At 29.0% G+C, this 9,719-nt stretch carries 10 protein-coding genes; 7 read left to right on the top strand and 3 right to left on the bottom strand.

Features of this window, described 5'->3' with window-relative positions:
* Window positions 1-82: 82 nt before the first annotated feature.
* Genes icmH through tssJ form a run of 3 tightly spaced genes read right to left on the bottom strand, consistent with a single transcriptional unit; the run spans window position 83 to window position 2,732 of the window.
* Window positions 83-850 (bottom strand): type IVB secretion system protein IcmH/DotU, encoded by a 768-nt coding sequence (gene icmH / locus HCCG_RS10890; RefSeq protein ID WP_002957602.1) that lies wholly within the window; start codon window positions 848-850, stop codon window positions 83-85.
* Between the two features lie 9 nt (window positions 851-859).
* The gene (tssK, locus tag HCCG_RS10885; RefSeq protein WP_002957601.1) at window positions 860-2,260 is read right to left on the bottom strand and encodes a type VI secretion system baseplate subunit TssK; all 1,401 of its coding nucleotides are present in this window, start codon (window positions 2,258-2,260) and stop codon (window positions 860-862) included.
* Window positions 2,261-2,276: 16 nt separating this feature from the next.
* Entirely contained in the window at window positions 2,277-2,732 is a 456-nt protein-coding gene (gene tssJ / locus HCCG_RS10880; RefSeq protein WP_002957600.1) for a type VI secretion system lipoprotein TssJ, read from the bottom strand.
* Window positions 2,733-2,861: 129 nt separating this feature from the next.
* Between tssJ and HCCG_RS10875 the strand changes: the two genes are divergently transcribed.
* The 7 genes from HCCG_RS10875 (at window position 2,862) to HCCG_RS10845 (ending at window position 9,590) form a co-directional block, all read left to right on the top strand.
* Window positions 2,862-4,139 carry a type VI secretion system domain-containing protein gene (locus HCCG_RS10875; protein ID WP_002957599.1) on the top strand — a complete coding sequence of 426 codons (1,278 nt, stop codon included), beginning with the start codon at window positions 2,862-2,864 and terminating at the stop codon, window positions 4,137-4,139.
* 62 nt (window positions 4,140-4,201) lie between these two features.
* Window positions 4,202-4,687: a type VI secretion system contractile sheath small subunit gene (tssB, locus tag HCCG_RS10870; protein WP_002957598.1), complete on the top strand. Its 486-nt coding sequence runs from the start codon at window positions 4,202-4,204 to the stop codon at window positions 4,685-4,687.
* Window positions 4,688-4,695: 8 nt separating this feature from the next.
* On the top strand, window positions 4,696-6,150 hold the full coding sequence (gene tssC / locus HCCG_RS10865) for a type VI secretion system contractile sheath large subunit (RefSeq protein ID WP_002957597.1): 1,455 nt from the start codon (window positions 4,696-4,698) through the stop codon (window positions 6,148-6,150).
* Window positions 6,151-6,152: 2 nt separating this feature from the next.
* Entirely contained in the window at window positions 6,153-6,545 is a 393-nt protein-coding gene (locus tag HCCG_RS10860) for a GPW/gp25 family protein (RefSeq protein ID WP_002957596.1), read from the top strand.
* On the top strand, window positions 6,545-8,269 hold the full coding sequence (gene tssF / locus HCCG_RS10855) for a type VI secretion system baseplate subunit TssF (protein ID WP_002957595.1): 1,725 nt from the start codon (window positions 6,545-6,547) through the stop codon (window positions 8,267-8,269). Before HCCG_RS10860 ends, tssF begins: the two co-directional genes overlap by 1 nt.
* On the top strand, window positions 8,266-9,168 hold the full coding sequence (locus HCCG_RS10850; RefSeq protein WP_002957594.1) for a type VI secretion system baseplate subunit TssG: 903 nt from the start codon (window positions 8,266-8,268) through the stop codon (window positions 9,166-9,168). Before tssF ends, HCCG_RS10850 begins: the two co-directional genes overlap by 4 nt.
* Window positions 9,169-9,251: 83 nt before the next feature.
* On the top strand, window positions 9,252-9,590 hold the full coding sequence (locus tag HCCG_RS10845; protein ID WP_002957593.1) for a hypothetical protein: 339 nt from the start codon (window positions 9,252-9,254) through the stop codon (window positions 9,588-9,590).
* Window positions 9,591-9,719 lie beyond the last annotated feature (129 nt).

Below are 9,719 nucleotides of genomic sequence, written 5' to 3'. Positions count from 1 at the left end.
ATATTGTTTTTAGAATTGGAAATACAATGAAAGTGCAAAAAAGAATTTAGGTAAATTTTAGAAATGGATAAAAATCTTAATTTTAATAATTTTTGATAATTTCATTCACGCTATCGTGTATTCGTCTGTTATTAACTTCAAGGTCAAATACAGCATAGATAAAAACTCCTACAATGATACATAAAGGCAAAGCAATTAAAATTTTTTTAAGATACATTCTTTGAAAATTTTGCCAAAAACTCTCCTTCATGATTCCATCATAAGCTTTTGTAAAGGCTAGTTCTTCACTAACATCATATAATGGTGTGAGAGAAGAAGCAATATTATTACAAAAAAGCAAAATTCTTTCTTCTACATCTTTGTTGTTTGAATATTTGCCTTTGTAACCCAATACAAGACAGGCATAAATAAATTCTAAAAAATCTTTGTTTTTGGCAGGATTGTTAAGCCAAGAATGTGTTATATCATAAAAATTATCTCCCCCTAAAGTTTCGTCAAATAAACGCACTGTTAGGGTATTATTTGCCCAAGAGCTATTAATAAAAAGCTCATTTTTCATTAACATCTCATCAATGAAAACACAAAGGCAATATCTAAGCCTAATAATGTCTTTTTCATCATATTCTCTTAAAGCACTAAGTTTGGAACTCCAAGTCAAAATATCATTGACAATTTTTTCTCTAAGGGATTCTATGGTGCTTGTATCAAGTAAGGTTACTTTAGATAATCTAAAAGAGAGCAAGAGGAGTTCTAAACAATAATCAACAACTTTATTATTTCCAAGACCGCTTAAACCGGAACTTAAAAGCAAGCTAAATTCTTGTGTCTCTGCATTTGATTGTTTTTGCATTTTGTTTCCTTAAAATACTGCCCACATTTTTATATCAGGATTCTTAATATTATGAGTAAGGTAAATACTTATTGCGTTTTCTCCTTTAAAATGTTTAAACAATTCATCTTTTTTATCTAGCTTATAATAAACATAGCCATTTAAATAAGGGATAGCTGAAGGAATATTTGGAATTTGGATAATATTCAATCCTCTAAGTTGAGTAGCTACTATATTTTTGATTTTACTCTGCGTATGGATTTTACTTTGTGTTTTAAAGTTTTTTAATAAATATTCGTGATTAACATCAGCATTAATGGCTAAGAAAAGTTCAGATTCTTCTAAAATTCCAGCGTTATCAAATAACAAATCATAGAAACCATTACCATTATCTATAAGTTTTGCCATTGAATATCTCGGAGAAGTAATTTTAGCAAATAAAATCTTTATATTATTGATTAAAGGAAAAAAAGTTTCATTTAAATTATCGTGTTGGTAGGCAATAAATTCTAAAAAGGAATTTTCAACGCCAAATGCCCCAAGTTCCCCCTGAAATTCAATAAGCTTTTCATATAAATATTCGGGGTGTAATTTGTTCTTGTGAATAAGGTAAGAAAAAATTAAAAACCATTTTTTAAGAAGATTTAAAGATAAATAAGTGCTGAAATCTAAAGTATTTTTTGTTTGGTCAATGCCTTTAAAAACTTCCCAAAGCATCTCTTTATGTTGTTTGATAGAATATAATGTTTCTTCTAAAAAAGACTTGACAATGGAAACTTTGTTGATATTAATACAGGTAGGAATAAAATTTTCTTCAAGCTCTATTTTTTTATTTGAATCTATATTTTTAATTTTGGCAATAGGAATCTCAAGTTCATCAGGTGTTGCATTGCCTAAAATTCCGAGTTTCAGTCTCAAACTCGCAAGCGTTAAGTTAATTTTTTCCTGAGTAAAAGTTGTATTTTGTAAATCTTTTTCATCTTCTAATAATTCCCTTGAAATACCTACACTATGGTTATCATCATAAGTTCTTGAGGCAATAATGCTTCTTAAAGTTAGGTATTTAGAATTAGGAAAATTATTTTGTAGGGCTACATCAGCAATGCTAGCAGTGCTTAGAGGGATTTTTAATACTATAACCGAATTTTCTAATGATTCATAATTGATTTCTAAAGCTTCTGGCAATAAATCTTGTTCTGGAGCGTTAAAAATACTTCCATCTTTAGCTATCCCAGAAATTTTTTCTAATGCAATCTTACCTTGTATAAGCAGTTCATTAGAAAATTTTAAATCAATAATTCCATAAAGATTATTTGATACTTCAATGGTTTTTAAATCTATATTTCTTTGAAAATATCTCTCTTGCTGTTCAAAATGAATTTTATCAATATTTAAACCATTAAACCAAGCAACTTTTAGTTGATTTGCCATATTAATATCCTAGAACTCATTTAATCGTTTTAATTCCTTCTTGTGTGATTTCAAATTTTAGTGTTTTTTCATTCCAAAATCTACTCCAAAGTCCGCTTGCATCTTTTGTTTTAACCCAAGCTTTAGTTACTTTTTTTGTATCACTGGCAAATAAAGCTAAAAGACCAATGTAGGGAACTTCTTTATCCTTAACTTTTATTGCTACAATTTCGCTTTTAGGAGCAATTTGTAATTTGATTGAATCTATTTTATCCTTACCAAGAGCTCCATCTTCTCTAGTAATTAAGTCCTTATCATTTGCTTCTTCAAATTTTTTAACATCCTTAAGTTTATAGATAATAAGAGTAACAGGAACATCATCAAATCTATTATTAAGATTTGATTTTTCAATGTTACTTATTTTTACACTCACATTGTTTGAGCAAGCTCCAAATAAAAGACATAAAGCCAAAATTAGTATTTTTTGATACATTAACAATATCCCCCTTTTTAAATTTTTCTAAACCTTAAATTATGTAATATTTTAATATTTAAATTATGACAATATTTTAATATTTGATTGCTAAAACTTTTATAAAATAATTGGTGAGGAATTAAATCAATGCAATTTGTTAGTCATTTAAAGGATAATTTGGATAACTTGGAAATTTACCATTTTCTTGAAGATGAGATGTCAAAATATAAAACATTGAATCACGAGGATATAAAGTGGAACAAGGTTTATGAATATTCTTTAGAAATCCTGCAAAGATTCTCTATGGACGCTAGAATTTATCATTATTTTGTTTTATCGTGTATAGCATTAAACAGCGAAGAATCCTTCAGAATAATGAATAAGCTATTTGAATTTTTGGTTCATATTTTACAAAATTCTCCTGAAAATTTAGGGAAAAATGCTGATACTTTAAATGCTCAAAAAAAGAAGATAAAGAGTGTCGTGCAACATTTTATAATAGAAACTGACAGACTTAGCTTATCACATTTTCCTCAGATTATCATGGATTTAAACCATACATTCAGGATTTTAGGGAAAATTTTAGAGTGCGATTTTAAAGAGATTCAAGTTAAACAGGAGATACAAAAAAGTGAAGTTATATCATCAACTAGAAAACAAGTTGAATTTCACACTCAAAACCCAAATACCAATTCCTTAAATGATAGAGAATATAGAATATTTTTTAACCATTTAGCTTTTGAGCTTTTAGAAAAAAATAAAGATAATCTTAACGCTTATGCTATGTTTGTTGAAGCGATGTGGGGGAGGATTAGAACCCTTCCTATCCATAATGAAAGTATTACTCAAATTAAGTATCCAGATAAAAATTTAATACAAATTTTGCTTGAAAATAATTTTGATGAATTAGAACATATTAAGTGTTTTATGTCAAATCTTGCACTAAATCCTTTTTGGATAGAGGGCTTAAAGTTATTTTGTGAATCTTTATACAAGCGTAAAAAAATAAGTGCTTCCAAATTGCTTAATACTTTAACTAGAGAGTTTCTTATTAAATTTAAGGAGATTTCTAATCTTAAGTTTAGTAATGGTGAATCTATGTGTGAAGAGCAGGTTTTTAATTATTTTTTGAAGCAAGACATAGATTTTAATCATATAAAGCCCAAAGCGAATAAAAACAAGCAGAATAATATAGACGAAATTTTATTAGATATGAATACTCAAAATAGCAATAATTCCATATTTTCACATATCAATGCTTTGATTGAAATGGCTAGATTTTTTGAGGAAAAAAATATGCCAAATAATGCTAGGATACTTTATATCCAAGTTAAAGATTTAATGGAGAAAACATTATTAAAAGATTATTTATCGGAGGAATATTCAAAAATTACAATAAAAAGTGAAAGAAATATAAAAACTTAACTAAAATTTACACAATTTCGTTATAATATGCCTTATGAAAAAACGCGGAAAGGATTTGGATAATGTCTGATGGTTCTAGTGCTCCAAAAGAGCGTATTAATATCACATACAAAGCAAAAACGAATGGACAAGAAGCAGATGTTGAGTTACCCTTAAAATTGATGGTAATGACAAATTTGACAGGAGGAGCTGATAAATTACCTTTGGAAGAGCGAGAGATTTTACAAATTAATAAGGTAAATTTTAGTCAGGTAATGCAGAAATTGGATATTAGTTCTAAATTTAGTGTTAAGAACACCTTGGGCACAGGAGCAGAAGAGCTAAGTATTAATCTTAAAATTTCTAGTATGAAAGACTTTTCCCCAGATAGTATAGCAAAGCAAATTCCCGAGCTTAATAAACTTATGCAACTAAGAGAGGCTTTAGTGGCTTTAAAAGGACCTATGGGTAATATTCCAGATTTTAGAAAAGCAGTTTTAACCGCTTTAAAAGATAAAAAAACAAAAGAGAAATTGCTTTTAGAAATTAAAGAAGAAGTCAAAGAATAGGAGAGAAAATGTCAAGCGATAAAGTGGTTGATACACCTATTATTGAAAGCATTATGGAAAAAAGTAAGTATTTAAAAAATGATGAAAGTTATAGTATAGCTAAAAGAGGTGTTGCCGAATTTATCTCTGCTATTGTTGAGAATGATGATGTAGAAGATAAAATTAATAAATTTGCTTTAGATGAGATGATAGCACATATTGATGATTTAGTATCTAAGCAAATGGACGAGATTCTACACAATGAGGATTTCCAAAAACTAGAGTCTGTATGGAGAGGCTTATATTTCTTAGTAGAAAGAACAGATTTTAATGAAAATATTAAAATCAACCTTTTTGATGTAACCAAAGAAGAAGCTTTAGAAGATTTTGAGAACAATCCTGATATTACCCAAAGTGTCATTTATAAAAATATTTATTCTTCAGAATATGGACAATTTGGTGGAGAGCCTGTTGGTGCTATCATAGGCGATTATCAGCTTAGCACCAATAGTCCAGATATGACTTTTTTAAATAAAATGGCAAGTATTGCTGCAATGAGCCATTCGCCATTTTTAACCTCTTGTGCTCCTAGTTTTTTTGGGTTAGAGAATTATTCAGAGTTAGCAAATATTCAAGATTTAGGAGGTTTGCTTCAAGGTCCTCAATACACTAGATGGAGAACCTTTAGAGAAAATGAAGATTCAAAATATGTGGGGCTTATGGTAACAAGATTTTTAACACGCTCTCCTTATAGTCCAGAAGAAAATCCTATCAAAACTTTTAATTATAAAGAAAATGTTCATAATTCACATAATCATTTATTATGGGGCAATTCAGCTTATGCCTTTGCTACAAGATTAACTGAAAGTTTTGCAAAATATAGATGGTGTGGAAGTATTATAGGTCCAAAAAGTGGAGGGAGCGTGAAAGATTTACCTACTTATCTTTACGAGAGTTTTGGCACTATGCAATCCAAGATTCCAACCGAAGTGCTTATTACAGATAGAAGAGAATATGAGCTTGCTGAAGCAGGGTTTATTGCTTTGACTTTAAGAAGAGATAGTAATAATGCAGCTTTTTTCTCTGCAAATTCAGCTTTAAAACCTAAAGTATTTCCAAATACACCTGAGGGAAAGGAAGCAGAAACGAATTATCGATTGGGAACACAGCTTCCTTATATATTCCTTATATCAAGATTAGCACATTATCTTAAGGTTTTACAAAGAGAAGAAATAGGTAGTTGGAAAGAAAGAACTGATATTGAAAACGGACTCAACGAATGGGTAAGACAATATATTTCAGACCAAGAAAATCCTCCTGCTGAAGTCCGAAGTAGGAGACCATTTAGAGGAGTTCAGATCAAAGTGGATAATGTGGCTGGAGAGCCGGGATGGTATAAGATAGGGCTTAGTGTTCGCCCTCATTTTAAATATATGGGCGGAAATTTCGAACTTTCATTAGTGGGCAAACTTGATAAAGAGTGAAGATGTCATTGCTTGGCAAGATCATTCATCAGTTAGACGATCAGTGTCAAAATATTCCTTTTTATCAAAACGAATTTGAGGATATTAAGACCAACATTCAAGCTTTACTTAATACCAAGTTAGATGATTGTATTATAGCTAATGATTTGGGTTTGTCAAATGTTGTAGAATTTAATTTAAACGCAAGTGATTTATGCTTCAAAATGGCTAAAGAGATTCATTTCCTTATAAGCAAATATGAGCGGAGAATTAGAATCTTATCTATTCGTTATGACAATTCTTTGACGCCTTGGCAAATTTCATTCTTTTTGCAATGCAATTTTTTTCAAGACCATTTTAAAGAATTTAGTTTAGAAATTATTTTTAAAAATGATAGATATTGTGAGGTCTTTTAGTGAATAATGAAGATGTATTTTACTACCAAAAAGAGCTTTCCTATCTCTATCAAACAAGAGAATATTTTGTCAAAAAATTTCCAAAACTCGCACCATTTTTAGCTCTTGATAGTAAAGACCCAGATATTGAGAGAATTATTGAAAATCTTGCTATTTTGACTTCTAAAATTCATCAGGAAATGGAACAAAATATTCCATACATAGCAGAATCTTTGTTGAATGTAGTCTCTCCTAATTATACTAATCCACTACCTTCTTTGTGTATGCAAGAGTTTCTTTTAAATAAAGATAGTAAAAAAAATAAGATTATTGTTCCAAAAGGAAGTCGCCTTCAGTCTATAACCATAGAACAAATTGAGTGTGAGTTTAGAACGATTTATGATGTTTATCTCTACCCTTTAGATATTGATGAAGTGTTTATGAGCAGTGAAAAACAATATCACACAATGGATTTAAGGTTAAAGGTTAATAAGCCTGATTTAAAAATTTGTGATATAGGATTAGATTGTTTAAATTTATATCTTGGAGATGACATCTACACTTCCGCAACTTTACTTTTATTCATTCACCTTTATTTGGAGGAGGTAAAAATCATTTCTTGTGATACTTCTGAAAAGTTTAAGCTTAATTCTTGCAACATTACAACAATAGGGCTTGAACCAAATGAAAGTTGTTTAAATTATGATGATTTAGGGTTTGAGGCTTTTTCTTTGCTTAGGGAGTATTTTTTTATCCCTGAAAAATTTAATTTTATAAGAATACAGGGTTTAGATATTTTAAAGGATTGTCAAGGCTCAAATTTGAGTATTCAATTTAAGTTCAATAAAATTTTTCCAAAGAATTGCATCGTCAGAGCAGATTTATTTTCTTTAAGCATTACGCCTATTGTGAATATTTTTCCCAAAAATGCAGAATCAATTATTAATGACCATACCAAAGATGGATATAGGATTTTTGTAGATAGGGTGCATTTAGATTCTTATGAAATTATAAAGATTAATCAAGTCAAAGCTCACAATAGTGATAGTGGAAGAAGGATTCTTAAAAATTATAAGAGTTTTGAACGTTTTGAGTTTTTAAAAGACAATCAAAATGAATTTTATAGTATAAATGTTAAAAAAAATTCTAAAGGTGAAACATACAAAGAAATTTCTTTTTTTTCAGGGCATTCTTACAATGAGATAATTACCATTGATGCTTTGTGTTGTAATAAGAATTTACCCTCTAAGCTTAAGATAGGCGATATAAGACATATTAATTTTGAGGATATATCCACTAAAAATATTAAAATCCCAAGTATGATGAGAGAATATAGCGTTGATGGGCATTTACTTTGGAAGCTTGTATCTATACTCTCTTTTAATTATCAAAGTATTCTTAATACAACTTCATTTTTTGGAGTATTAGAAAGTTATAGTTTTGTCAATGACAAGGAGAATGAAGAAACTTATAAGCGTTTAAAAAATTCTATTGCATATATAGAATCTAAATCGACTTACCTCGTTGATGAATACATTACAAAAAAGGGAACACTCTGTATAATGGGCATTAAGGATTCTAATTTTTATTCTTTGGGAGAAGTTTATAAATTAGGGCTTATAATATCTAAATTTTTTGCTTCTTTTGTAAGCATTAATTCTTTTTGCGAATTAAAGATAAAATGCTTGGATAGCAAAGAGATTTTGTATTATCCAGCTACTCGCGGCAAAAAAGTTTCTTTATGAACAATACGACTTATTTTACTTTCCATAAGCTTCTTTATAAGCTTCTTAAAAAATACGACAAAAGGGACATTTTTTTAAGAACCAATAAAAGCCTCAAACACCCTCATAAAGAGATTGAATACATTGAAGAAAATAAAGAGTTTTTGATTGAAATAATGGTAAATTTTATGGGATTGCAAGGCAATACATCACAACTACCCTCTTATATGCTTGATAAGCTCTCAAGGAATGAAGATGGAGGCTCTGGATGGACATTATTCTTTGATTTTTTTAATCATTATATTCTTTGGCTCTTTTTTGAAAGCGCGAATTTGAAAAATTATTCTAGAAGTTTCAAAAAAGATTTCAGTGATTCTATTTCAAAGATTTTATTTTCTATATTGGGCATTAATGATAGAGAAATTGCTAAAAATTATTTGCCTTTTGCACCTTTGCTTTTAAGTGCCTCTCGTCCTAAATATTATATAGAAAAAGTATTGCAAAGTAATTTTAATTTGCATAATAAATTATATATCATTGAAAATCTCCCACATCAGATTTTCATCGCTCCTTCTCAAAAAAATAAATTAGGTATTAAAAATGATGTTTTAGGTAAAAATTTTATTTTAGGGAGTAAATTCCTCTCTTATCAGAGCAAGATAGGTATTTATATCAAAGACATTGAATACCATAGAGCCATAGAATATTTACCCAATCAAAATAAACACGAAGAACTCAAAGAGAGCATACTATTTCTTACCAATCATCAATTTTGTATTGACTTGTATTTGCGTATTAACCACAATGAAAAAATGAATTTTATTCTAGGTGATGAAAGTGTAGCAAAACTTAGTTGGGGATTAGCATTGGGGAATTTTAAGAAAAAATATCATTTAATGTGTATTAAAATGTATGAATAAATTTTTATATTTCCAAATTAAGTAATTTTATTGTTTTTTATGTTGGATTCTGCTCTAATCATAAAAATTTAGGGGACGCATTAATGACTGGAGAATTATTAGCCAAAACAAAACAACAAACACAACCTGAACAATTAAAACCTTTAAGCACTGCTATGCTTCACCCAATTCTAGAAGATGATGAAATCAAATGTCCTCATAATGGAGTAGTGCAATTACAATCTAATAAGGGTAAAAGCATTACAGATAAGAAGATTCCTTTTATTTTAGAAACTGATTTATTATATAGCTCTATTGTAGGTTGTCCTAATCCTCATATAAGTGGAGGACCTTGCACACAAGTAGCATTCATACTTCCTAGTGCTAGAGGACTAAAGAAACATAATGATGATTATCCTATAATGCAAGATTTAATTATATAATTACAGAAAAGGACAAATAATGAAATACTTTATCTTAATTTTTATTAGTCTTATAACTTTAGTCATTTGTGCTTCTTGTGGGTTGATTCAAACAAGTTCAGCTGATAAAGAAAAAGTAAGAATAGCAAA

Origin of the sequence: Helicobacter cinaedi CCUG 18818 = ATCC BAA-847 (assembly GCF_000155475.1) — a bacterium.
Classification (GTDB): Bacteria; Campylobacterota; Campylobacteria; order Campylobacterales; family Helicobacteraceae; genus Helicobacter_C; species Helicobacter_C cinaedi.
The sequence above is the reverse complement of the archived record's forward strand: the minus strand, read 5'-3'. Positions and strand labels throughout refer to the sequence as shown.

Bases quoted from the DNA above. Each gene is read 5' to 3' on its own strand.
- icmH (WP_002957602.1), bottom strand. From the start codon at position 850: ATGCAAAAACAATCAAATGCAGAGACACAAGAATTTAGCTTGCTTTTA.
- tssK (WP_002957601.1), bottom strand. From the start codon at position 2,260: ATGGCAAATCAACTAAAAGTTGCTTGGTTTAATGGTTTAAATATTGAT.
- tssJ (WP_002957600.1), bottom strand. From the start codon at position 2,732: ATGTATCAAAAAATACTAATTTTGGCTTTATGTCTTTTATTTGGAGCT.
- HCCG_RS10875 (WP_002957599.1), top strand. From the start codon at position 2,862: ATGCAATTTGTTAGTCATTTAAAGGATAATTTGGATAACTTGGAAATT.
- tssB (WP_002957598.1), top strand. From the start codon at position 4,202: ATGTCTGATGGTTCTAGTGCTCCAAAAGAGCGTATTAATATCACATAC.
- tssC (WP_002957597.1), top strand. From the start codon at position 4,696: ATGTCAAGCGATAAAGTGGTTGATACACCTATTATTGAAAGCATTATG.
- HCCG_RS10860 (WP_002957596.1), top strand. From the start codon at position 6,153: ATGTCATTGCTTGGCAAGATCATTCATCAGTTAGACGATCAGTGTCAA.
- HCCG_RS10850 (WP_002957594.1), top strand. From the start codon at position 8,266: ATGAACAATACGACTTATTTTACTTTCCATAAGCTTCTTTATAAGCTT.
- HCCG_RS10845 (WP_002957593.1), top strand. From the start codon at position 9,252: ATGACTGGAGAATTATTAGCCAAAACAAAACAACAAACACAACCTGAA.